13 protein-coding genes and 1 riboswitch are annotated in these 24,954 nt (G+C 64.2%); of the genes, 4 read left to right on the top strand and 9 right to left on the bottom strand.

Annotated elements, in window-relative coordinates:
* Window positions 1-83 precede the first annotated feature (83 nt).
* Entirely contained in the window at window positions 84-1,406 is a 1,323-nt protein-coding gene (locus ABVN20_RS04710) for a DUF1329 domain-containing protein (RefSeq protein WP_368554329.1), read from the top strand.
* Here ABVN20_RS04710 and ABVN20_RS04705 read toward each other — a convergent pair.
* From ABVN20_RS04705 to ABVN20_RS04695, 3 genes are all read right to left on the bottom strand, one after another.
* Complete coding sequence (locus ABVN20_RS04705; RefSeq protein WP_368554328.1) at window positions 1,403-1,597, bottom strand: DUF1289 domain-containing protein; 195 nt, start codon at window positions 1,595-1,597, stop codon at window positions 1,403-1,405. The genes ABVN20_RS04710 and ABVN20_RS04705 overlap by 4 nt on opposite strands.
* Window positions 1,581-1,970, bottom strand: coding sequence for a hypothetical protein (locus ABVN20_RS04700; RefSeq protein ID WP_368554327.1), 390 nt, complete (start codon window positions 1,968-1,970; stop codon window positions 1,581-1,583). The genes ABVN20_RS04705 and ABVN20_RS04700 overlap by 17 nt, the downstream gene beginning before the upstream one ends.
* A 143-nt stretch (window positions 1,971-2,113) precedes the next feature.
* Window positions 2,114-2,887: a ParA family protein gene (locus ABVN20_RS04695; RefSeq protein ID WP_368554326.1), complete on the bottom strand. Its 774-nt coding sequence runs from the start codon at window positions 2,885-2,887 to the stop codon at window positions 2,114-2,116.
* 508 nt (window positions 2,888-3,395) lie between these two features.
* On the opposite strand from ABVN20_RS04695, the gene ABVN20_RS04690 reads away from it, so the two are divergent.
* A complete protein-coding gene (locus ABVN20_RS04690) occupies window positions 3,396-4,289 on the top strand; it encodes a LysR family transcriptional regulator (protein WP_368554325.1) in 894 nt (297 codons plus the stop codon).
* Here ABVN20_RS04690 and ABVN20_RS04685 read toward each other — a convergent pair.
* Complete coding sequence (locus ABVN20_RS04685; RefSeq protein ID WP_368554324.1) at window positions 4,277-5,446, bottom strand: carboxymuconolactone decarboxylase family protein; 1,170 nt, start codon at window positions 5,444-5,446, stop codon at window positions 4,277-4,279. The genes ABVN20_RS04690 and ABVN20_RS04685 overlap by 13 nt on opposite strands.
* A gap of 606 nt (window positions 5,447-6,052) precedes the next feature.
* Between ABVN20_RS04685 and gabP the strand changes: the two genes are divergently transcribed.
* Both gabP and ABVN20_RS04675 read left to right on the top strand, forming a co-directional pair.
* Window positions 6,053-7,444 carry a GABA permease gene (gabP, locus tag ABVN20_RS04680; RefSeq protein ID WP_368554323.1) on the top strand — a complete coding sequence of 464 codons (1,392 nt, stop codon included), beginning with the start codon at window positions 6,053-6,055 and terminating at the stop codon, window positions 7,442-7,444.
* A complete protein-coding gene (locus ABVN20_RS04675) occupies window positions 7,441-8,532 on the top strand; it encodes a GlxA family transcriptional regulator (RefSeq protein WP_368554322.1) in 1,092 nt (363 codons plus the stop codon). The genes gabP and ABVN20_RS04675 overlap by 4 nt, the downstream gene beginning before the upstream one ends.
* Window positions 8,533-8,542: 10 nt before the next feature.
* Here ABVN20_RS04675 and ABVN20_RS04670 read toward each other — a convergent pair whose 3' ends face one another.
* The 5 genes from ABVN20_RS04670 to ABVN20_RS04650 form a co-directional block, all read right to left on the bottom strand.
* Window positions 8,543-9,559, bottom strand: coding sequence for a FecCD family ABC transporter permease (locus ABVN20_RS04670; RefSeq protein ID WP_368554566.1), 1,017 nt, complete (start codon window positions 9,557-9,559; stop codon window positions 8,543-8,545).
* A complete protein-coding gene (locus ABVN20_RS04665; protein ID WP_368554565.1) occupies window positions 9,559-10,542 on the bottom strand; it encodes an ABC transporter substrate-binding protein in 984 nt (327 codons plus the stop codon). Before ABVN20_RS04665 ends, ABVN20_RS04670 begins: the two co-directional genes overlap by 1 nt.
* Window positions 10,527-11,294, bottom strand: coding sequence for an ABC transporter ATP-binding protein (locus ABVN20_RS04660; protein ID WP_368554321.1), 768 nt, complete (start codon window positions 11,292-11,294; stop codon window positions 10,527-10,529). The genes ABVN20_RS04665 and ABVN20_RS04660 overlap by 16 nt, the downstream gene beginning before the upstream one ends.
* A 45-nt stretch (window positions 11,295-11,339) precedes the next feature.
* Window positions 11,340-13,478, bottom strand: coding sequence for a TonB-dependent receptor (locus tag ABVN20_RS04655; RefSeq protein ID WP_368554320.1), 2,139 nt, complete (start codon window positions 13,476-13,478; stop codon window positions 11,340-11,342).
* Between the two features lie 106 nt (window positions 13,479-13,584).
* Window positions 13,585-13,793: riboswitch (cobalamin riboswitch) on the bottom strand.
* A 374-nt stretch (window positions 13,794-14,167) separates the two neighbouring features.
* The gene (locus ABVN20_RS04650; RefSeq protein ID WP_368554319.1) at window positions 14,168-24,679 is read right to left on the bottom strand and encodes an autotransporter-associated beta strand repeat-containing protein; all 10,512 of its coding nucleotides are present in this window, start codon (window positions 24,677-24,679) and stop codon (window positions 14,168-14,170) included.
* Window positions 24,680-24,954: the final 275 nt, after the last annotated feature.

Here is a 24,954-nt window from a genome sequence, read left to right as displayed (position 1 = left end):
GCAGTCCGGGGGCTTTTTAATGTCACGACTGAAAAACCTCCGGCGCCCACTCTTGCGTGGAAGCCGGACAGGAGAATAACAATATGAAACCCGTGAACAGCCTGCTCGCCGCCCTGCCGTTGCTGGCATTGGGCTTCAATGCCCATACCGCCGTCTCCAGCCAGGAAGCGGCCCGACTGGGCACCAGCCTGACCTGGGTCGGCGCGGAAAAGGCCGGCAATGCCGACGGCTCCATCCCGCCCTACAACGGTGGGCTGACCACGGCCCCGGCCGGTTTCAAGGCGGACGACGGCATGCGCCCCGACCCCTTTGCCCATGAACTACCGGTGCTGGTGATCAACGGCAGGAACGTCGACGCCTACAAGGACCTGCTGACCGCCACCACCGTGGAGTTGGCCCGACGCTATCCGGGGTTTCGCCTGGATGTCTACCCGACGCACCGCACGGCGTCGCTGCCCCAGGCGATCCTCGACAACAGTCGCCGCAACGCCACCGCCGCCCGCTCCCTGGACAACGGCACCGCCATCGACAACGTGCTGCCCGGCGTGCCCTTCCCCATCCCACAATCCGGCGCCGAGGCGATGTGGAATTTCCTGTTGCGCTACCAGGGCGTCAACATTCATTCGCGCTACGACTCCTGGAACGTCGACGCCGCGGGTGTGGCGAGCCTGGCGGTCAGCGGCGAGGCGTTCGTGTCGTTTCCGATCTACGAGAACCTGTCCAAGCCGTTCAACAACTCGGACATCTACCACCAGTTGAAGCTGTCCTACACTGGCCCCGCACGCCGGGCCGGCGAGTCGATCATGCTCAAGAACGCCAGCAACCCGGTGCAATACCCCGGCCGCGCCTGGCAGTACCTGCCTGGCCAGCGGCGGGTCAAGCAGATCTCGATCCTCGCCTACGACACGCCGAACCCCGGCACCGCCCGGGCGCTGGAACTGTACGACTGGACCCTGGTGGGCAAGCAGGAAATGATCGTGCCCTACAACACCTACAAGCTGACCTACGCGCGCAACGCCAAGTCGCTGACGACGCCGAACTTCATTTCGCCGGACTTCGTACGCTGGGAAAAACACCGGGTGTACGTGGTCGAAGGCAAGCTCAAGGCCGGTGCCCGGCACATCTACCAGAAACGCCGCTTCTACCTGGACGAGGACACCTGGGCCGCCCTCGCCTCCGACCAGTACGACGCCGACGGCCAGCTCTATCGCGGCTCCTTCGCATTCTTCAGCCAGAGCTACGACCGCCAGGTGCCGGACGCCACACCGTTCATGACCTATGACCTGACGCGCCGCACCTACAACATCAACGGCGTGGTAGGTCCCCATGGCGGCATCCGCTACATCGAACCGCTGTCGACGGCGCAATGGGTGCCGGAAGCCATGGCCGGCACGGGCATTCGCTAGGCCTGGGCCTTGCTCTTCTTTTTGTTGATGGCCTTCAGGCGCGCCGTGGCCTTCTGCACGGCCGCCATTTTTTCCGGGCGCTTCATGCCGCGCCATTTGCGGATCTCTTCGCGGGTGCGCCCGCAGCTCACGCACAGTTCGCTGTTCAACTGGCACAGCGAGACGCAGGGGTTTTCAATGTCCTTGGCCACGGCGCCCCTCCTTGCGCAGGCGTGAGTCGATGCGCGCCGCCCAGTCGCCACCGTGCTGGGTATCGCAACGCTGCTGCGAGTCGACTTCGACATGGCGGGCGATGTCTTTCACGCTGATGCCGATCTCATCGAAGGCTGCCAGGGTGAGTGCGTGCATGTGCGCCTTGGCCTGCCCGGCGACGGCCTGGTCCAGGTGGCTGTCGCGGTCGAACACCCAGGTGACAATCAGGCTTTCCGGGAAGCGCGCGTAATCGACCCGGTGGGTCAGCCACTCGAACCCGACCATCTCGCTTTTTGCCGCCTCGCAGGCAGTGGTCAGCGCACGCGCCAGTTCGCGCTCGATGGTGGAGTGTTTTCGCTTTGGTGTAGCCATGACAGAGGTGTTCGCCAAGTAAAAGACATGAGCCACAGCATACCTCGAGCAGACACGCTCAGGCAGGTTCGCCCCCGGGTCTGCATTTGGGGTGGTGATTGATGCGTTTGCAACATTGATCCATCGCCGTTGGATGGACGACCTTAGCTCGCCCGTTCCAGCGCCGAAAACAGGCTGACGAATTCCCGCGACAGCTTGTGCCGTGGCGCCAGGTGGATCATTGGCACCGAGGCTTCATGGGACTCGCGCATCTTCACCGTGCTGCTCAGGTAATCCGGCAACACCGGCAAGCCTTCGGCCACCAGCTCGTTGATCAGCGTGCGGTGCAGGCTGGCGCGCGGCTCGAACTGGTTGACCACCACCCCTTCCACGATCAGCTCTTCATTGTGATCGGCGCGCAGCTCGGCCACCTGGGCGATGACGCTGTACAGCGCCTGGCGGGAAAACTTGTCGCAATCGAACGGGATCAGCACGCGGTTGGCGGCGATCAAGGCGCTGTAGGTGTAGAAGTTCAGCGACGGCGGCGTGTCGATGTAGATGCGCTCGTAATCCTCGGACAACGCCACCAGCAAGCGGCGCAGTTTGTTGATCTTGAACTTGGACTCGAGCTTGGATTGCAGGTCGGCCAGTTCGCGGCTGGCGGTGACCAGGTGCAGGTTGTCGTAGCGGGTGTCGGTGATCGCCACGTGATTTTTCTTGCTCGCGGGGCCGCTGGACAGGGTCTGCTTGAAGAAGTCGGCAATGCCCATCGGGATGTCGTCGCCGGTCAAGCCGGTGAGGTAATGGGTGGAATTGGCCTGCGGATCGAGGTCCACCAGCAGCGTCCTGTAACCCTCGGCCGCACTGACTGCCGCCAGATTGCAGGCAATACTCGACTTGCCCACCCCACCCTTTTGATTGAACACCACACGACGCATGAGATTACTTCCCTGAAAGAAAACTCCTACGATCATAGGAATGAAACATTTCAGTAATATTTCTACGCGACATTTTTATTGCATTTTTAAGACAGATATTCATTCCCCCCCTGTAGGAGCGAGCTTGCTCGCGATGGTCGTCAACGATGACGCGGGATGCCTGAATGCCCGCGGTGCCTGCGCCTATCGCGAGCAAGCTCGCTCCTACAAGGGATCGCGTATCGCCTTTGATCTCGACCTTCTGTGGGAGCGAGCCTGCTCGCGATGGTCGTTAACGATGACGCAGACTGCCTGACACACAGCGGTGCCTGGGCCACCATCGCGAGCAGGCTCGCTCCCACAAGGACACCACTAAACCTGTAGGAGCGAGCATGCTCGCGATGGTCGTTAACGATGACGTGGGATGCCTGATACACAGCGGTGCCTGAGCCACCATCGCGAGCAAGCTCGCTCCTACAGGGATCGGTAGCTGGCATAATCACGCTTGGTTCATAACGGGTGCGCATGAATGACCAGCGAAAGCTACGACCAACTGGCGATCTTCTCGGCCGTGGCCCAGGAGCGCAGCTTCACTCGCGCCGCTGCCCGGCTGGGCATGTCGCAACCGGCGTTGAGCCGGGCCATGCGCCAACTGGAAGATCGGCTGGGCGTGCGCCTGCTCGCGCGCACCACCCGCAGCGTGTCGCCCACCGAAGCCGGCGAGCATCTGCTCAAAGTGATCGCCCCGCGCTTTGAAGAGATCGACACCGAACTGGCCCTGCTCAGCGAGTTCCGCGACAGACCGGCCGGCAAGTTGCGCATCACCGCAGGCGAGCATTCGGCAATCAAAGTGTTGCACCCCGTGCTCGCGAAACTGCTGCCCGAGCATCCCGACCTGAACATCGAAATCATCGTCGACTACGGCTTCACCGATATCGTCGCCCAGGGCTTCGACGCCGGCGTACGCCTGGGTCCGCAGGTGGCCAAGGACATGATTGCCATGCGCATCGGCCCCGACATGCGCATGGCGGTGGTCGGTTCACCCGACTATTTCTCCCGCTATCCGCAGCCCGTCATCCCCAACGACCTGACGGCCCACAACTGCATCACCCTGCGCATGCCGACCCACGGCGGGCTCTACGTCTGGGAGTTCGAGAAAAACGGGCAAGAGTTGAATGTGCGGGTCGAAGGCCAACTGGTGTTCAACAACATCGCCATGCGCCTGGAAGCAGCGCTGCAGGGCCTGGGCCTGGCCTACATGCCCGAGGACCTGGTGCAGGAACACGTGGCACAGGGCCGGTTGATCCGCGTGCTCGAGGACTGGTGCGAACCGTTCTCTGGCTACCACCTCTATTATCCGAGCCGGCGCCAGAGTTCTCCGGCCTTCAACCTGTTGCGCGAAACCCTGCGTTATGACGGTTGATTGGCCTGCACCGTGTCCAGCGCCTCACCCGCGCGTTTGGCAGCAGCCTCATCGCCCTGCCCGGCCAGCAACTGGATCAACTGGCGCAACTGCGCAGGGGTCAAGCCGACCCGCAGGCTGGCGGCCATGTGCGAACGCAGTTGTGATTCCACGCCAGGGGTGACCGCGAGTGCGGCGACGGTCGCCAGCTCGCGGCTCTGCCAGTCCAGGTTGTCGCGCTCGAAAATGTCGCCGAACAGGTGCGTCTGCAGGTACTGGTTGATCACCGGGACGAAATCGAACAGCGGCCCCTGCACCGGTGCGCCAGCGATACGCGTCTGATTGGCCTTGCCCGCCGCCAGCAGTTCGTTGCCGGTGGGAATGACACGACTCGGCTCACGGCCCGGCTCGTCCTGGACACCGTTCTGCTTGCGGGCCTCGACCACTTTCATCAATTCGCCAAGGGCATTGAGGCTGCGCGGGAAACCGCTGTAGGCGTAGAGCTGCACCAGGATTTCCTTGGCTTCGCTGACGCTCAGGCCGGCATCCAGGCCTTTGTTCAACGCCGTGTTCAAGGCCGGCATGTTGCTGGTGGCCATCGCGGCGGCGATCAGCGGGATGCTTTGCTGTTTGGCCGACAGGGTTTGCGAAACCGCTGGTGGTGCGGCAACAGGCGCTTGCGTACCGCGCGCGTTGTATTGCTCATCACTGACTTTCTCCAGCCACTCGGCGTTCTTGCCGTCCACCGTGCCGGTGATTGCCAGATGGGTCATGCCGCTTGACGGTGCTGCACCGTGCCAGTGTTTGACGCCGGGTGGGCAGACGATCACGTCACCGGGGTGGATTTCCTGCACCGGTTTGCCCCATTCCTGGATCAACCCTACGCCGGATGTCACCACCAGGCGTTGCCCCGCTGGGTGGGTATGCCAGGCCGAACGCGCACCCGGTTCGAAATTGACGTAGGCACCGGAGGCATTGATTGCATCACTGGTGGGGAACAATGGCTCGACCCGGACCCGCCCGGTGAACCATTGCTCAGGCCCGGCTACCGATGCCTGGGAGCCCGCGCGGGAGATCTGCTGTTCGGGGCGGCGTGGGTCGTTGGCGTTGTCTGAGCCGGCAGCGTCGGCAAAAGGGGCTGCGGCGCACACCGCGAGACCGATCAGGGTGTTTTTCATGAAGGGTGTCCTTTCGATTCGGATGATCTGAGGGAAAACTACCCTTCGCGGATTGATAGATAAACAGTGCCAATCGTATAGCACTGATACCACCGACGCATAAATACCCCATCTGCCTGACACAAAGCGATGCCCTCCAACAGGGGGAATGCGGGCATCTGTGGGAGCGAGCCTGCTCGCGATGGTCGTCAACGATGACGCCGGTTGCCTGACACCCCGCGGTGCTTGGGCCTCCATCGCGAGCAGGCTCGCTCCCACAAGGACACCACCAAACCTGTAGGAGCGAGCTTGCTCGCGATGGGTCGTTAACGATGACGTGGGAAGCCTGACACACCGCGGTGCCTGGGCCTTCATCGCGAGCAAGCTCGCTCCTACAGGGGACGGTGGGGCCGGTGCCGGTGTCGATATCAGGCACCGGGGTGCCGCGCTCAGGCCACTGGATTGTCGGACAATCCGCGTAAGGTGGCGCTGTTTTGCACCGAACACCACACCGCGATGATGGGTTTGTCAGTAACCACCGCGTCTGGAGAGCGCCGTTTCGCCCAGGGCAGCCGCCTGCCCCCCGTCAGCCCGCTTAAACGTCGTTCACCAGAGAAGAAAAATAAAATGATTAGCCCGAACTCGAGTGGCCAATTGGCGCAGGGCTTCAAGCCTCGTCACGTCACCATGTTGTCTATCGCCGGGATCATCGGCGCCGGTTTATTCGTAGGCTCGGGACATGCCATTGCGGCAGCGGGCCCGGCGGTGTTGCTGGCCTATCTGTTCTCGGGCCTGTTGGTCGTGCTGGTGATGCGCATGCTCGGCGAGATGGCCGTGGCCAACCCCGACACCGGTTCGTTCTCCACCTACGCCGACCAGGCCATCGGCCGCTGGGCCGGCTTCACCATCGGCTGGCTCTACTGGTGGTTCTGGGTGCTGGTCATCCCCATCGAAGCCCTCGCCGCCGGGCATGTGTTGAACCAGTGGTTTCCCCAGGTCGACGCCTGGTTGTTCGCCCTGGGCTCGATCATTGCGCTGGTGATCACCAACCTCTTCAGCGTCTCCAAATACGGTGAATTCGAATTCTGGTTCGCCATGGCCAAGGTCGTGGCGATCATCGGTTTCATCGGTGTCGGTTTTGCCGTGTTGATGGGCTGGGTGCCCGATCGCGAAGTCAGTGGCCTGAGCGGCCTGATGGCGGCACACGGCGGTTTTGCTCCCAACGGCTTGTCAGCAGTGGTGGGCGCCTTCATCACCATCATGTTCAGTTTCATCGGCACGGAAGCGGTGACCATCGCCGCCGCCGAATCCAGTGATCCGGCACGCAACATCGCCAAGGCCACCCGTTCGGTGATGTGGCGCATCGGCGTGTTCTACCTGCTGTCGATCTTCGTGGTCATCTCCGTGGTACCGTGGAACGACCCGCTGCTGGCCTCCGTGGGTTCCTACCAGCGCGCCCTGGAAATCATGAACATCCCCCACGCCAAGTTCATGGTTGACGTGGTGGTGCTGATCGCCGTAGCCAGTTGCATGAACTCCTCGATCTACATCGCCTCGCGCATGCTTTATTCGCTGGGTCGGCGCGGCGATGCGCCGGCGGTGCTGAAGGCCACTTCCAGCGAAGGCGTACCGCGCGCCGCCGTCATCGCCAGCACCGTGCTAGGTGCGGCGATCACCGTGTGGAGTTACTTCATGCCCGCCGGCCTGTTCGAATTCCTGCTGGCCAGTTCCGGCGCGATTGCCTTGCTGGTGTACCTGGCCATCGCCGTTTCGCAGTTGCGCATGCGACGGATGCTGCGCCGGCAGAACGTCGAGCTGACCTTTCGCATGTGGCTGTTCCCCTGGCTGACCTGGCTGGTGATCCTGTTCATCTGCACGGCGCTGGCGGTGATGATGGTTTCCCCGCAACACCGCACCGAAGTAACCACCACCATTGGCCTGGCGCTGGCGATCTCGTTCATCGGCCTGATCACCTCGCGGCAATCGGCGCAGCCTGCCCGGGCGACGTCTGCAGGATGACGCCCATGTCCTCACTCGACGGCAAACCGACCCAGTCGGTCGGTTTCCTGCTGCTGGATCGGTTCACCCTGATTTCCCTGTCCTGCGCCATCGAACCCCTGCGCATGGCCAATCAGCTGACTGGAAAACAACTCTACCGCTGGCACACCTTCAGCCCCGGCGGCAAACAGGTGTGGGCCAGCGACGGCGTGCCGATCACCCCCGATGCCTCGTGGGACGAAGCGTGCCGCAGCGATTCAGGGCTGGCCGACACCCTCATCGTCTGCGGCGGTGTGGGTATCCAGGGCGCGATCACCCGCGAGCACACCACCTGGCTCAAGACCCTGGCCCGTCAGTCGCGCAGGCTGGGGGGCATTTGCACCGGCAGTTGGGCGCTGGCCCAGGCCGGCCTGCTCGATGGCTACGAATGCAGCGTGCACTGGGAATGCCTGGCGGCCATGCAGGAAGCCTTCCCCCGCGTCGGCGTGAGCGCCAGGCTGTTCACCCTCGACCGCAACCGCTTCACCAGCTCCGGCGGCACCGCGCCCATGGACATGATGCTGCACCTGATCGGTCGCGATCATGGCCGTGAGTTGTCGGCGGCCATCTCGGAGATGTTCGTCTACGAGCGCATCCGCAACGAACAGGACCACCAGCGCGTACCGCTCAAGCACGTACTGGGCACCCATCAGCCCAAGTTGCAGGAAATCGTCGCGCTGATGGAGGCCAACCTCGAAGAACCCATCGACCTCGACCACCTCGCCGAATACGTCGACCTGTCACGCCGGCAACTGGAGCGTCTGTTCCAGAAATACCTGCAATGCACACCGTCTCGTTACTACCTGCGCTTGCGCCTGATTCGGGCACGGCAACTGCTCAAGCAGACGTCGATGCCGATGATCGAACTGGCGACGGTCTGCGGTTTTGTCTCCACGCCGCACTTTTCCAAATGCTACCGCGAGCACTTCGGCGTGCCGCCCAGCGACGAGCGTGCGGGCTCACCGATGGGGCGCAAACGGGTGACCACCCTGCCGGCGCCCACCCCGGTGACCGCGCTCGACCATGCGCGCAATGAGTCGACGTTTGCCAGTGTGCGGATGGGCCGCTGATCGCGCGCCCTCACCGCCTCAACAACAGGATGAAGAACACCCCGCCAAGCGCCGCCGTGGCAATGCCAATGGGCAAATCCTCGGGGGCGATCAGCGTGCGCGCCGCGACGTCAACCCACACCAGGAATATCGCGCCGAGCAACGCGCTCACCGGGATCAACCGACCGTTCTCTGCACCGACCAACGCCCGTGCCATGTGCGGCACCATCAGGCCGACAAAGCCGATGGCACCCGACAGCGACACCAGCACGCCGGTCAGCAATGACGTGCAGATGAACACCTGCACCCTCAGGCGCCGTCCACTGAAGCCGAGGCTGACAGCGGTCTGTTCGCCACTCATCAGCGCATTCAGCCCGCGCGCCATCACGCGCAAGGCGACCAGCCCCAGCAGCACACAGATCGCTGGCACCCAGATGACGTTCCAACGCGCAGAGCCCAGGCCGCCGAGCATCCAGAACACCACCGAAGCTGCCGCGTGCTGATCGCCGGTGTACAGCAGCAGGTTGACCATCGCCATCAGCACGAATGACACCGCCACCCCGGCCAGCAGCAACCGGTCGCTGTCCAGGCGTCCACCGCGGCGAGCCACGGTGATCACCAGCAGCATGCTGCCCGCCGCACCGAGAAACGCCGCCAGCGGCAGACTGAACACGCCAAGAAACTCGCCCAGATAAAGGATCACCAGCACGGCCCCGAGCGCCGCACCGGAGCTGATGCCCAGCAGATGCGGATCGGCCAGGGGATTTCGGGTGACCGCTTGCAACGCCGTGCCCACCAGCGCCAGGCCGGCGCCGACCAAGGCGCCCAACAGCACCCGTGGCGCGCGAATCAGCCAGACGATGTGCGCCTGGTTCTGCGTCCATGACACCGGCACCTCCAGGCCCAGACGCTCAGCGACGATACCCGCCACCTTGCCCAACGGCACCCCTGCCGGCCCGAACGCCAGGGCCATGACGCACGACAACAGCAGAGCTGCGCTCAAGCCCACGATCAGCCAGCGGTAGCCGCCTGGGCCACGCACCCTGATCACGGCGCACGCCGCTCGAACAATTCGGGGTACAGGCCCGCCGCGATCTTCTCGATGGCCAGGGCGTTTTCAACCGCGGGCGTGACTTCCAGATAAGTCAGCACGATGAAGCGCTGCTCGCGAATGGCGCGCACATCCTTCAGCGCCGGCTGGTTGAGCAGGAAATCACGTTTCTGCTGCCAGCTACGCGGACCGTAATCGACAATGACGATGACCTCGGGGTCACGCTCGACCACACTTTCCCAGTTCACTTGCGTCCAGCTGGCGGACACATCGTCCATCACGTTGCGGCCACCGGCGCTTTCGATCAGCGCCTGGGGCATGCCCAGGCGTCCGGAAGTGGTCGGGCGATCTTCGCCGCTGTCGTACAAAAACACTGTTGGCGTGTGCTGCGCTTGCGCCACGGTCTGGCGTACCGAGTCGATGCGGCTGCGCATCTGTTCGACCTGCTTTTGCGCGGAGGCTTCGACCGAGAAAATCCGCCCCAGATTGCTCAGGTCGCGAAACAGGTCGTCGAGGCTGGCGCGCTTCTGCTGCATGATCCAGGAACAGGATTCGCTCAGCTCGTACACCGCAATGCCGAACGGCGCGAGGGTACTCGGCGTCACCGGGCCGCCCACGTGCATGCCGTAATTCCAGCCGGCGAAGAATAGTTCGGTGTCGGCGCTCAGCAGGGTTTCGATGGACGGGTAACGATTGGCCAGTTGCGGCACACCTTGCAGCGCCGTATCGACCCACGGATCGCGGTGTTTGCTTTTAGTGAAACCTGTGTAGCCGACAATCCGCTCACGCAGGCCAAGGTGCAGGAGCATCGCACTCATGTTGACGTCGTGCACCACCACCCGCTGCGGCGCCTTGGCGAAGGTGACGTCGCGATCACAACTGCGGATCGTCAAAGGGTATTCACTGGCCAGGCCAGGCAGCGCGAACGCCACCAGCAGCAGGCCGATCAGGTAACGGACATTCATCATCGGGTGATCCAGGTAATACGTGGATAAGGGTGCAACGGATGCCGGTCGACCAGCGCCTGGACGCCAAACACCTGCTCCAGGACAGCGCTCGTCAGCACTTGATCCGGCGTGCCGCTGGCAACGATCCGGCCGCCATCGACGACATACAGCCGGTCGCAGAAGGCGGCGGCCAGGTTGAGGTCATGGAAGCTGGCGAGAATGCTCAGGCCCAGGCCGCGCAAGTGCTGCAACAACTCCAGTTGATAACGTGGGTCGAGGTGGTTGGTTGGCTCGTCGAGGATCAGCAGTTGCGGCTCTTGAACCAGGGCACGGGCCAGCAGCACACGCTGCTTCTCGCCGCCGGACAGTGTCGCGAAGGCATGCTCGGCGCAGCTTGCCAGGCCGACTTGATCCAGCGCCCGGGCGATCAGTCGGGCATCGTGCGGCGTGTCGCCGTCGAACAGGCCCTTGTGTGGCGTGCGTCCCATGCTCACCACATCGCGTACGCTCAAGCCGAACTCCTGGGGAAACTCCTGCAACACCACGGCGATGCGTTGCGCGCACCAGCGTGCCGGGCGTTGCCAGACATCGTCGCCGTCCAGGCGCACCTGCCCTTCATCCGGCTCGGTCGAGCGATAGGCGCAGCGCAGCAGGCTGGTCTTGCCGCTACCATTGGGCCCGATCAGGCCGACGAACTCACCCTGCCCCACGTGCAGGCCCACCTCGCGCAGCAACCAGCGCGAGTCGATACGCCAGGCCAGGCCTTCGATGTCGAGCTTCGTCATGGGCGTGCCTCCAGAGTGCACCGGCCCAGGGCCGGTGCAATCGCATCAGAAGTTGTAGTCAGCCGTGACGAAGAACGAGCGCGGCTCGCCCAGGTACCACTGCCGTCCGTTGTTGCCGCTGGTGGTGGCGTACTGGCGATCGAACAGGTTGTTCAGTTGCACGCCCAGGGTCAGGTCCTTCTGCACATGCCAGTCGAAGTTGGCATCGACCACCGTGTAGCTCGGCACCTCGATCGTGTTGGCGTTGTCGCCATAACGGCTGTCGACATAACGCGCCCCGGCGCCGGCACTGAACAGATCACCGAAGTCCTTGCTCAGCCACAGGTTGGCGGAACGGCGCGGCACGTTGACCGGCTGGTTGCCCTTGAAATCGCTGCTGCCACTGACAAAGTCGTCGTACTCGGCGCGCACCCAGGCGGCGTTGGCGGACAGTTGCACGTCGTAGGGCAGGCGCAGTTCGAGCGTCGCCTCGATGCCGTCCGACGACTGCTGGCCCACCTGTTGTTGCACGGTCGGGTTGAGAGGATCGGTGCTCAGCAGCTTCTTCTTGACGATGTGATAGGCGGCCAACGTCCATTCGCCACGGCCTTCCGGCAGCAATTGCTTGATGCCGACTTCGGTCTGCTTGGCCGTGCTCAGGTCCCACTGTTGCTGCGCCGCGCTGAGAGTCAGCAGGTTGCTCACGCCTTCGGTACTGGTGGCGTACTGGCCGTACACCGACAGGTCTTCGGTCAGGGCGAACACCAGGCCCGCACGCCAGTTGTCGCCGGACAGGCTGCGATCACTGCGGGTACCGGCCAGCAGGTCGTCGCGGTCGAGGTGCACCTGATCGCGGCGCGCACCGGTAATCAACGACAGTTGCTCGGTCAACTGCGTGCGGTTCTCGGCGAACAGCGAGAACTGCTTGGCCTGGTTGGCTTCGCGGGAGCGGTAAGGATCGGTGCTGACGTACTCGCCACCGCCCGAGCCGGACAGCGGCACGGTATCGGTGTAGACGTTGCCGAAATCGTGTTTGCGCACGAAGCGGATCGAATTGTAATCGGCGCCGACCACGGTCTGGCTGTCCAGGCCGAACAGCGAATGCTTGAGGGTGAACGACTGACGATCGCCGATCTGTTCCTGGGTCTGCTTGATGCTGATGAAGCTGCTGCGCCGCACCTGATCACCTGGCAGCCAGGTGTAGGTTTCGGCATTGCGCCAGCGCCTTTGCGTCTTGAGGAAATACAGCTGGTTGCTGGCGCTCAGGTTGTCGCTGATCACCCAGTCGGTCACCAGGCGCGTGGACTGGTCGTTGTAATGCACCGTGGCGTTATCGACGTTGTAGTTGTGATCGCGCAGGTGCTCGCTGAAGTGGCCATTGACCAGTGGCGTACCGAAATACTGCTGCGGGTCCTGGTCGCCGTAGTCGTGGCTGAAGGTGAAGCTCAGGTCATCGCTGGCCTGCCAGCGCAGCGAACCACTGATGGCGATGCTTTCGGAGTCGCCGCGATCGACCCAGCCATTGCTGGCCAGTTGATTGAGGTTCAGGCGATAACTCAGGGTGTCGGTCAGCGAGCCGCCGCTGTCCAGCGCGGCTTGACGGCGGTCATCGGAACCGTAGCCCAGGCGCACATGATTACGCACTTCGCCCTCGAACGGTTTCTTCGGCACCACGTTCACCACGGCGCCGGTCGCGCCCTCGCCGTACAGCACCGAAGCCGGGCCGCGCAGGATGTCGATGCGCTCGACCGACCAGGTGTCCACCGGGAACGTCACGGTGCCGGCACCGACGTACAGGCGTGTGCCGTCATAGAGTTGCATGGTCGAACTGTGCCCGGTGAAACCCCGCGCCGACAACGCCGTGCCGCCGTTGCCAGGGGTGCCGATGTTGGTGATGCCCGGGGAGCGGGTGACCGCATCCTGCACGGTCGCGTTGTTGCGCTTGAGGATCTGCTCGGAGCTGATGCTGGTCACGCTGGCCGGGGTTTCCAGCGGCGTCAGGTTGAGGCGCGAGCCACTGGTACTCGGCGTCAACAGGTCCGGTGGGGGTGTTTGCTCGGCGGTACCGGTAATCGCGGTAGCGGGCAGCGCCAGGGATTTGTCTTCGTCCGCCGCCAGGGTTGGAGCAGAGAGAAACACGCACGGGACAAGGCTTGCACGCAGCCAGGTGCCTTGCAGGGAATGGATCAGGGAATTACGGGACATGTCGTTCCACTTGAAGCAGGAATGAATGAATCCCGGAGGGAATAACGCATAGGGAATCGCAGGCGAGCGCGCCCACGGAACCGGCCTGCGCCCGCCCACCGCGGGTTTGCCAAACGATGCTTCAGGCCGGTCTCCGGGCTCGCGAGGGTCATGAACCATTCACCTTCCCATGCCGAGGCACAGTGGTCTGTCGAATGCTTCGCTCGCATACCGTTGCGGGGGCAGCGCCGGACTGATCATCGAAAAAATGACGAACCGGCTTCCCGTTTCACCCCATGCACGGCGGCATGGGACACCTGAAACAGGCGCGCAGGGGACCATTAAAATGACATCAGGTCAAGGAATCGACCGGGATTTTCTGGCGGTTCTTGATTTCAGACATGGCGCATGAGCACGCGGCCTGTATTGCCAGTTACCTGGTGTGGCGGCATACCGGGATTTATCACGCTCAACGGGTGAGCGTTTTCCGAGGATGTTCGGCTTTCGGAGGTGAAGAAACTTCGGGGGCGGGAGTGATCGTTGAGCTCTGCCGGTGGAGCGCTTTTTTGTGCTGTGCTTCAGGGCCTCATCGCGAGCAGGCTCGCTCCCACAATGGTTTGTGTTGATTCAAAGATATCAATCACACAACAAATCCACTGTGGGAGCGAGCCTGCTCGCGATGGGGCCCGCAAGAACAACTCACCCCTCAATCAGAACCCCATACTGAAACTCACCGTCATCGCATGGTCCTTGCTCTCGCTCGACAACTGCCCCGAATAACCAATCCCCAACTTCCCGCTTTCGCTGATCCGGAAATCCACCCCCGCTTCAACCACCGCGGCATCCTTGGCAATCGGTACCCCCTGGGTGCTGAACGAGGCGCCGCCGTCAATGAAGGTCAGGTCGGCATCAGGTTTGGTGTCGCCGAAGGCATGGCGCCAGCCTATCGAAGCACGCGGCGTGAACTCGCCGCCGCTGTCGAGCTTGATCACCTTGCCCGCACGCAGGCCCACGGTGGAGAACGTGATGTCCTGGTCGGCATCGGCCTTCAGTCGCCCTACCCCGCCTTTTTCCTTGGCGGTGTCGCTGTCGTAGTTGACATAGGAGAGACCGGCGAACGGTTCCAGGGCGATACCACCGGCTTCGATGGCATAACCGACTTCACCGAAGACCTGAGCGCTGCGGGCATCGTAGTGGGCTTTCAGGCGGTCGTTATAGGCGCCGACGCTGACGTCGCGCTTGCTCTCGATGTCATGCCAGCTATAGGCCGCACCGAGGCGCACGGCCAGGGCGTCGAACTGTGAGCTGAGATACGCGGCCAGGTGGTAGCTCTCCACCGTGGCATCGGAGCGGCGGTCGCTGGCGTCGATGTCGCTACGGGTGTAACCGGCGGCCATGCCGACGCGCCATTGATCATCGAGCTGCTTGTCGGTGCCGAGCATGAAACCGCTGAGGTTGCGGTCCAGGCTGGCGCTGTTGCTGTCGCCGTCGGACTCGCCCCAGGCTCCAAGTGCACGGGCCCAGCCGACCATCTCGCCGTGACAACCGCTGCTGCTCAGCTGGTTGTCACTGGGTGCCAGCGCGCGGCGCGGGTCGTCTGCGCGAGAGCACGACGGCTGGCGCATACGGTCGTTGACCGCGTCGCGAATGTAGCGCGAGTCCTCGAGGATCGTGCTCGCGGTACTGGCGTGGATTTCCCCGGACAGACTGTCGTAGGCCGCGCGGGCACTGGCGGTGTCGAGGTTGAGGATTTCATTGCGCAGGGTGTCCCCGGCGGGACCATTGCGCAACAGGGCCGAGGCCACGCGGCGCTGGTTGCCGGTGACGGCGACATCCTCGAAGGTGTTGTCGTTACGGCTGACGGCCAGGGTCACCTGATTGGCGTCGTACAGCAAGGACGCGTCGTAGAACGCGTAATCCGGCAGATCGGTGGTGGCAAAGGTGCCGTTGATACCGCCGCCCGCCGTGATCAGCGAGTACACGGCATTGTCGGTGAACGGCGCCAGGCTGTTGACTTGCAGGCCGCCGCCGAGCGTGGCACTGCCGCCAATCACCAACGGCGTGGCGCCGGGCGAGCTGACCGTCAGTGCCAGCACACCATCGCTGGCGTTGGTCAGATTGCCGGTTACGCCAAGGTTTCCGGCCTGGGCGCCGGACGCGACCACACCGTGGTTGACCACCGAGCCGACACTGCCGTTACCGCTGAGACCCGCGCCATTGGCCACGGTCACAGGCGCCGCCAGCGTCGCCGAAGCGTCAGGACTGCCGACCTGCAACACGCCCTGCTCCACCGCCACCGTGCCGCCGAACGGCTGGTTACCGGTCAACAACAGGGTGCCGTTGCCGCGCTTGGCCAGGGTGCCGGCGCCGCTGAGCAGGCCATTGAACTGACCGTCGATATTCTGCTGGAACACCAGCAGCGCATTGTCGAGGATGTTGCCTTGCAGGCTGCTGCTGTTACCGATCAGCGTACCGCCACTGACCGTGGTACCACCGCTGTAGGTGTTAGCGCCGCTCAAGACCAGCGTACCGCTGTCGAGTTTTTCGATACCGCCGCTGCCCACCAGCGGGGCGGCGATTTCCGTACTCACATCGGCGTTGACCCGCACCGCCGCCAGGCTGCCATCCGCAGCGTTGACCGGGGTCAGGCTACCGCCAGCACCTGGCACCAGGCTGTAGCCACTGTCGAGAAATTGCAGGCCGGTGAAGTTCTGGTTGCCCACCACCGTGACCGTGCCGCCGCCCAATCCGCCAAAGATCGCGAACCGGCCGCTGGAGCCCTGGGCCACGGTACCGGTTGGGTCGGTCCAGTTGGTGTCGGGTCCCCATTCGCCGCTGCCGCCCTCGATGGTGCCGTCCGGATTGGTCTTGCCGCCGTTCCAGAACTGCACCTCGCCCGGTGCGCTTTGCACCAACAGGTTGACCTGATTGGCCAGCGCCGTTTGCAGGGTCAGGTTACCGATGGGCACGGGCAGGCTGCCGTAGGCCAGGCCATTGTCGGTGAGCGTGCCGCCGTAGCGGAACAGTTGATAGACCCCGGTGCCGAAACCACCGGCATCGCTGACGTTCAGCGTACCGTCCAGGGTCAGGTCACCCGCGACATCGACCACAGTGGTGGAACTGGCCGCCGAGCCGAGGCTGAAGTCCAGGTCGGTGCCCGCGGCCAACGCCAGCGAACCGACCGACAACGGCGTCGCGCCACCGCCGCCGAGCAGCGTCGAGCCATTGGCCATTTGCACCGCCCCACCCACCTGGCCGCTGCCACCCAGGCTCGCGCCACTGGCCACCGTTACGTTGGCACTGTTCAGGCTGCCATCGACCCGCAGCACGCCAGCCTGCACATCGGTGTTGCCGGTCAGGCCGTTGGCCCCGGTCAGCAGCAGTTCGCCCGTACCGGTCTTGCTCAAGCTGCCGGCACCAGTCAGGTTGCCGCTGTAGGTGCCGTCGCTGTTCTGCTCGAAGACCAGCGCCGCGTTGTTGACGATGGCCCCTTGCAGGCTGCTGGTATCGCCACGGGTGACACCACCGTTGAGTGTGGTGCCGCCGCTGTAGGTGTTGGCACCGCTGAGCAGCAGCTCACCGTTGCCGTCTTTCACCAGGCTGCCGCTGCCGGTGATTGCGCCGAGCAGCGTGGTGTCCTGAGTGCCGGCCAGGGTCAGTTGCGCATCCAGGCCGATGGCATTGGCCAGTTGCAGGGTGGTGCTGCTGTCGAGGGTCGCATCGCCCAGCACACTCAGGGCGCTGCTATTGAGCGCGCTGTTGTTGCCCAGGATCAGCGTGCCGTCGTAGAGCTGGGTACCGCCGCTGTACGTATTGTTGCCATTCAGGGTCAGGCTGGAAGCGCCGCTCTTGATCAGGCTACCCGCTCCGCTGACCACGCCGTTCAGGGTCATGTCGCTGGAGCCGGCGACGGTGAGCCCGCCGTTGAGGACCACGTCATTGGCCAGGCTGACACTGGTGTTGCTGTCCAGCGCGGTGCCGTCGGCGGCAGTCAGCACGCCGGTGCCCAGCGCGGCATTGTTGCCCACCACCAGGGTGCCACCGTTGAGCGCCGTGCCGCCGGTGTAGCCATTGGCGGCGTTGAGCACCAGGGTGCCGGTGTCGTATTTGCCCAGGGTGCCAACGCCGTTGAGCGCCACATCAATGGTCGCGGTGACGTTCGGATCGACCCGCACGGAGGCGTTGCCCAAGGCACCATCGACCAGGTTGAGAGAACCGGCGTTGCCGTTCTGCAGGCTGTAGCCATCGGTGACGAATTGCAGGCCGGTGATGTTTTGCGCGCCATCGACCGTCACGGTTCCCGCCGTGCCCTGGAACACCGCGAAGTTGTTGACCCACCCCTGATTGAGCGTGCCATCGACGTTGGTCCAGTTGCTGTTGCCAGCGCCCCAGGTGCCGCTGCCGCCCGCGATCGAGCCATCGCCGATCTGTTGCGCACCGTCCCAGAACTGCACGGTGACCCCCGGTGCGGTGACCAGCAGGTTGATCTGGTTGCCGATGTTGGTTTGCAGTTGCAGGTCGCCCGGGGTCACGCTGCCCGGCACAGCGCCGATCAGCAGGCCGTTGTCGGTCAGGCCACCGCTGTAGTCGATGATCCGGTAGACGCCGGTGCCAAAGCCGCCGAGGTCGCTGACGTTGAGGGTGCCGTCAAGGGTCAGGTTGCCGTCGACGTTCACCAGCGCAGCGCCACCGCCCAGCACCGGTGCACCGAGGCCGACGTCCAGGTTCGAGCCACTGTCGAGCACCAGCGAACCGACTGACAACGCATTGCCGGTGGCCAGCGCCAGATGCCCGCCATCGGCCACGGTGACCGCGCCGCCCAGCGTGCCATTGCCGCCCAGGGTGCCGCCGTTGTTGACCGAGACATTGGCGCTGTCCAGCGAACCGTTGACCAGCAGCGAACCGGCGTTGACGTTGGTGTCGCCGTTCAAGGTATTGAGACCGGTCAGGGTCAGCGTCCCGCTACCGAGTTTGGTCAGGCCGCCGCTGCCACTGAGGCTGCCGTCGAACGTGCTGCTCAGGTTGGTGCCCCCCAGGCTCAACGTGCTGCCAGCACCGACATTGGCGTTGCCGCTGCCGGTCAGGCTGGCGAGGCTGCCCGAGGCGCCGAGATTGAGCGCCGTGCCACTGCCCAGATTGACGCTGGCGCCGTTGCCCAGTGCCGCGTTGCTGGTGGTGGTCAGGCTGCCGCCCTGCACATCGAAGGTGCCGCTGAAGCTGTTGTTGCCGGCCAGCGTCAGGTCGGCCAGGCCATTCTTGGTCAGCGTACCCGCCCCGTCGATCACGCCGTCCAGGGTCAGGTTGCTGTTACCGGCCACGTTCAGGTTGGCGTTGACGTTGACGTCGTTGGCCAGCACCAGCGGTGCGTTGTTATCGAGGGTCGCGGCACCGGCCACGGTCAATGCGCCGGTGCCCAGCGCGGCGGCCGAACCGAGGGTCAGGGTGCCGGCATTCAGGGTCGTTCCGCCCTGATAGCTGTTGGCGCCGTTGAGGGTCAGGTTGGATGCGCCGTTTTTCACCAGCGCTCCGCTGCCGCTGACCACACCGCCGAGGGTCAGGTCGCTGCTGCCGACCTGGGTCAGGTTGGCATTGAGCAACACGTTGTTGGCCAGGGTTTGCCCGCCCGTGCTGTCCAGGGCCGAGGCGCCGGCGACAGTGAGGTCGCCCAGACCCAGGGCGGTATTGCTGGCAACGGTCAGGGTGCCGGCGTTCAAGGTGGTACCGCCCAGGTAATTGTTATTGCCGCCCAGGGTCAGGTTGGCCGCGCCGTTCTTGCTCAGGCTGCCGACGCCGCTGAGGGTACCGGCGAGCGCCAGGTCGTTGCTGCCGAGGATGCCGAGGTTGCCCGCCAGGTTGATGCCGTTGGCGACTGTCAGCGCCGTGCTGGCATCCAGCGTGGTGCCATTGGCCGCATTCAACGTGGCCGAGCCCAATGCTGCATTCGAGGCCAGGATCAACCCGCCGGCATTGAGTGCCACCGGACCGAGGAAGGTATTGTTGCCGCCCAGAGTCAGGTTGGCCGTGCCGTTCTTGATCAGCCCGCCGGTGCCGCCGATCACGCCACCCAGGGTCAGCGCGTTGCTGCCGACCACGGTCAGATTGCCGTTAAGGGTCACGTCATTGGCCAGGGTCACCGCCGTGTTGCTGTCCAGTTGCGTGCCGACGCTGGTGGTCAGCCGGCCCGAGCCCAGCGCGCTGTCGTTGCCCACCACCAGCTTGCCGCCTTCGAGTTGCGTGCCACCGGTGTAGGTATTGGCACCATTGAGCACCAGGGTGCCGCTGTCGAGTTTGTTCAGGGTGCCCGCGCCATCAATGTTGACACCGATCGTCGCGGTCACGCCGGGATCGACCCGCACGGCGGTGGTGCCGCCGCTGCCGTTGACCGCCGTCAATTGTCCCGCCGTGCCGCCTGCCAGGTTGTAGCCGTCGGTCATGAACTGCAGGCCGGTGAACAGTTGCGTACCGTCCACCGTCACCGTGCCCGCCGTGCCCTGGAACACCGCGAAGTCGCCGGCCCAGGCGCGGTTGATCGCGCCGTTGGCATCGGTCCAGTTACTGCTCGCCGAGGTCCAGGTGCCGCTGCCGCCATCCACCGAGCCATTCGGGATGGTCTGGCTGCCATCCCAGTAGCGGATGTTGGAGTCGGCCCCCGAGACTTCGAGGTTGATCTGATTGGCGATGCCGGTCTGTACCACCAGATCGCCGAGGGCAAAGCCGGCCGGCGCGCTAGCGACATCCAGCCCCAGATTGGTCAGGGTGCCGGTGTAGTTGAACAGGCGATAAACCCCGACGCCAAAACCGCCGGCATCGGTGACGTTGAGATTGCCGTCGAGGGTCAGGTTGCCGCCGACGTTCATCAGCGACGTGGCCGACGGCGTACCGAGACGCACATCGACATTGCTGCCCGCTCCCAGCACCAGCGACCCGGCGGACAAGGTATTGCCGGACGCCAGCGCCAGATGCCCGCCGTTGTTGACGTTCAACGCCCCTGCCAGCGCACCGGCCCCGGTGAGGGTCCCGCCGCTGTTGACGTTGACCTGGTTGCTGCCCAGGGAACCGGCGAGATTGAGAGTGCCGCCGTTGACCGTGGTGTTGCCGGTGATGCTGTTGGTTTCGGTAAGGTACAGGGTGCCGGTGCCGACCTTGACCAGGTTGCCGTCACCACTGACATTGCCGTCGAAGGTGCTGTCGCTGTCGACCCCGCCGATGGTCAACGTGGTACCGAGGCCTGTCTGCACGCTACCGCCGCCGCGCAGGGCGTCGAGGCTGGCATCGCTGCCGAGATTGAGCCCGGCACCGGCGGCGATGTTGACCCCGGAGGTGTTGCCCAATGCATTGCTGTTGCCAGTGGTGACGGTGCCGCCGACGATGTTCAGCGCGCCGGTGAAGGTGTTGCTGCCGGCCAGGGTCAGGTCCGCAAGGCCGCTTTTGGTCAGGCCGCCAGCGCCGCCGATCACCCCGCCGAGGGTCAGGTCGTTGCTACCGGCCACGGTCAGCCCGCTGTTGAGGGTGATGTCGTTGCCGACCGTCAGCGCTGCATTGTTGTCCAGGGTCGCCGCGCCCTCGACGGCCAGCGCACCGCTGCCCAACGCACCGCCGTTGCCGAGGGTCAGGGTGCCGGCGTTGAGCGTGGTGCCGCCCTGATAGGTGTTGGCGCCATTGAGGGTCAGGTTGGCCGCGCCATTCTTGATCAACGAACCGCTGCCGCTGACCACGCCGCCCAGGCCCAGGTCTTGGGTGCCGCCAACGGTCAGCACGGCGTTGAGGCCGACGTTGTTGTTCAGGTTGACCAGCGGCGAGTTGCTGTCCAGCGTCGCTGCGCCCGCCACGGCCAGGGCGCCCGACCCCAGTGCCTGGCTGCTGCCGACGGTCAACGTACCGGCGTTCAACGTGGTGCCACCCAGGTAGCCGTTGGTGCCATTGAGGATCAGGTTGGCCGCGCCGTTCTTCACCAGGCTGCCGGCGCCGTTGACCGGCCCGGTCAGGGTCAGGTCATTGCTGCCACCGACGTTCAGTGCCCCGGCCAGGTTCAGTGCGTTACCCAGGCTGATCGCCGAACTGGTATCCAGCGAAGTATTGGCGGCGGCGTTGAGCGCACCACTGCCCAGCGCCGAATTGCTGCCGACGATCAGCTTGCCGGCGTTCAAGGCGGTATTGCCCGTGTAGGTATTCAAGCCATTGAGGATCAGGTCGGCCGCGCCGTTTTTGCTCAGGCCGCCACTGCCGGCCACTACGCCGTCGAGGGTCAGCGCGTTGCTGCCGCCCAGCGTGAGGTTACCGGCCAAATTGAGATTATTGGCCAGGGCCACGGCGGCACTGGCGTCGAGGGTGGTGCCGGCGGCCGCATTCAAGGCGCCAGTCCCCAGAGCGGTGTTGGAGCCGACGATCAGCGACCCCGCGTTGAGCGCGGTGTTGCCGCTGTAGCTGTTGTTGCCGGTGAGGGTCAGGCTCGACGCGCCGGTCTTGATCAGTCCGCCGCTGCCGGCGATCACGCCATTGAGGGCCAGTGGGTTGGCACCGCCGACGGTGAGCAGCGCGTTGAGGTTGATCGCATTGCCCAGCGCCAGGTTGGCGCTGTTGGCCAGGGTACCCGCCCCCGCCACGGTCAAGGCACCGGTGCCCAGCGCTGCGTTGTTGCCCAGGGTCAGGGTGCCGGCATTCAGGGTGGTCCCGCCCTGATAGCTGTTGGCGCCGTTGAGGGTCAGGTTGCTGGCGCCGTTCTTGATCAACTGGCCGATGCCGCTGACCACGCCGCCCAGGGTCAGGTCATTGCTGGCACCGACGCTCAGGGCGTTGTTGAGGATCACGTTGTTGGTCAACGCCAGGGCGCTGCTGGTGTCGAGGGTCGCGGCGCCACCGACGGTCAGGTTGCCCGTGCCCAAAGCGGCGGCGTTGCCCAAGGTCAGGGTGCCGGCGTTGAGGGTGGTGCCGGCCAGGTAAGTATTGGCGCCATTGAGGACCAGGTTGGCAGCGCCGTTCTTGGTCAAGCCGCCCGCACCGCTGACCACATTGCCCAGGGTAAGGTTGGCCGAGCCGCCGATGTTCAGGTTGCCGCCCAGGGTCACGGCGTTGCCCAGGGTCACCGCCGTGCTGGCGTCCAGCGTGGTCCCGGCGGCGGCATTCAAGGTGCCCGTGCTCAAGGCGTTGTTGGCTGCGACGATCAGTGTGCCGGCATTGAGCGCGGTGTTGCCGCTGTAGCTGTTGTTGCCGCCCAGGGTCAGGGCCGCAGTGCCGTTCTTGATCAGGTCGCCGGTGCCACTGATCAGGCCATTGAGCGCCAGGGCCTGGGTGCCACCGAGGGTCAGGTTGCCGGCAATATTAATGGCGTTGGCCAGCGACACCCCGGCAATGGAATCCAGCGTGGTGCCGGCGGCGGTGTTCAAGGCACCGCTGCCCAGCGCCGTGTTGCTGCCGACGAACAGCGTGCCGGCGTTGAGCGCGGTGGCGCCGCTGTGGCTGTTGTTGCCGCTGAGGGTCAGGCTGGCATTGCCGGTCTTGGTGATGCCGCCCGCACCGGACAACGCGCCACCCAGGGTCAGGGCGTTGCTGCCGAGCACGTTGAGGTTACCGGTCAGCGCAATGTTGTTGGCCAGACTGACGTTGGCCGTGCTGTCCAGGCTGGTGCCACTGGCGGTGTTCAGCACCCCGCTGCCCAGTGCCGTGTTGCTGCCGACGCGCAAGGTGCCGGCGCTCAAGGTGGTGGGGCCGCTGTAGCCGCTGTTGGCACCGCTGAGCGTCAGGCTGCCGCTGCCGGTCTTGGTCAGGCCGCCGGCACCGCTGATTGCCCCGGCCAGGGTCAACGCACCTGCGCTATTGGTGATCAGGGTGTTGTTGAGGGTCAGGGCGTTATTCAGTGCGAGGGTGCCGGGCGCGAGCAAGGTGGTCGCACCGCCCACCGTGATGCCTCCCGTGCCGAAGGCCTGATTGTTGCCCGCCTGCACATTGCCGCCGTTGAGGATAGTCCCGCCGCTGTAGGTGTTGGCGCCTGTGAGGTTCAACTGGCCGCTATTGGATTTGATCAACCCGCCACTGCCCGAAATCACGCCGGTCAGGCTCAGATCATTGGACCCCGTCAGCGTCAGGCCACCGCTGCCCAGGCTGATCAGATTGGCCAGACTCAACCCTGGGAGGGTCGGCTGAATCGTCCCGCCGTTCGCGGTCAGCACGCCGCTGCCGAACGTGGCATTGCTGCCGAACTGCGCCAGCCCGCCGTTGAGCGTGGTGCTGCCACTGACCAGAGGCCCCTGCAAGGTCCAGGTGCCGCTGTTGAGAATCAGGTTATTGAAATTGATATAGCTGGCGCTCGAAGCGATGCCGGTCCCGGATGTACCGCCGCCGACGCCCAGGCTGTTTTGCAATACCAGCGAGTTATTGCCGCCCGCGCCACCGTCGATCTTCCCGGTCGGCGCGAAGGTCAGGTTGACGTTGAGCAGCCCGCCCAGCCCCACGTCGACCTGCAGGCCATCACCCACGCCGACGCTGGAGCCGGTGACGGCGGTGAAGGTGTTCGTGCTGTTGACCCCCATCGACACGCCACCGAGGATCGTCCCGCTGTTGAAGAACGTATTACCGGCATTGGAACGCTCGAACGCCACCCGGCCCTGGATGGTGCCGGTGTTGACCATGTTCACCTGCGAGCCGCCCCACACCGCCACCACTGGCGTATCCGACAGCGGCACCAGCGCAAGCGACAAGCCGCTGGAACTGATGACACCGTTGTTGGTGATGTTGGTGACCCCGGTCGCGCCATTGTTGATCCCCAGCGCCGCGCCACCGACGCTGGTCAGGTTCAGCCCCAACAGCGCACCGGTGCCGCGCATGATGCCACTGGCGTTATTGACCACATTCACCACACTCGGCGCACCAGTACCGATGAACGCGCCGCCACTGAGCACCGACAGCAGGCCGAGAATCGCCGGGTCGAGGGTCCCCGAGTTGTTCAGCGTGATATTCACCCCGGACAGCGCCAGCACCTTGCCGCCGAGGGAAGCATTCATCTGCGTGCCAGGCTCGACGTTGACCGTGAGATTGTTGGCCGGACTGGCAAATTCATTGGTGAACAACCCGGGGTTGCCGGTGCAGGTGACCGTCGAACCCACCGTGGCGCACGCGGCCATCACCTCAGGGCTTGCAGCCCCCAACCAGAGCCCGACGCTCAGGCACATCGAAAGGGAAAGTGGGGACAGACGCGAGACGAATGCACTACCGAACGTTGCCTCCACGAGACACTCCTTGTGTGGCAGAACCACTGCAAAGGGCGCGCAGCAATATCGGTGATGTTGAAGCTGGATAAGAAACTGCTACGACCCGAAAACCGTTTCTTGTGGACCCACCGTAAAGGAGGGTGGCTGATGGGGCACGCGTTAAATAGCGCTAATACTTTCGTGAGAAAGTGCTCTAGGCTGAGCATTTTCGGGGGGCAGACGGGGGAAAGTGCGTTTAAAAAAGAGGTTTGATCACCGGTTGCTTTTGGGTGAAAACCGCTATTTGTGGAAGG

It is taken from the genome of Pseudomonas sp. MYb118, from assembly GCF_040947875.1.
Lineage (GTDB): Bacteria > Pseudomonadota > Gammaproteobacteria > Pseudomonadales > Pseudomonadaceae > Aquipseudomonas.
This window is presented reverse-complemented; position numbering and strand designations above follow the sequence as displayed.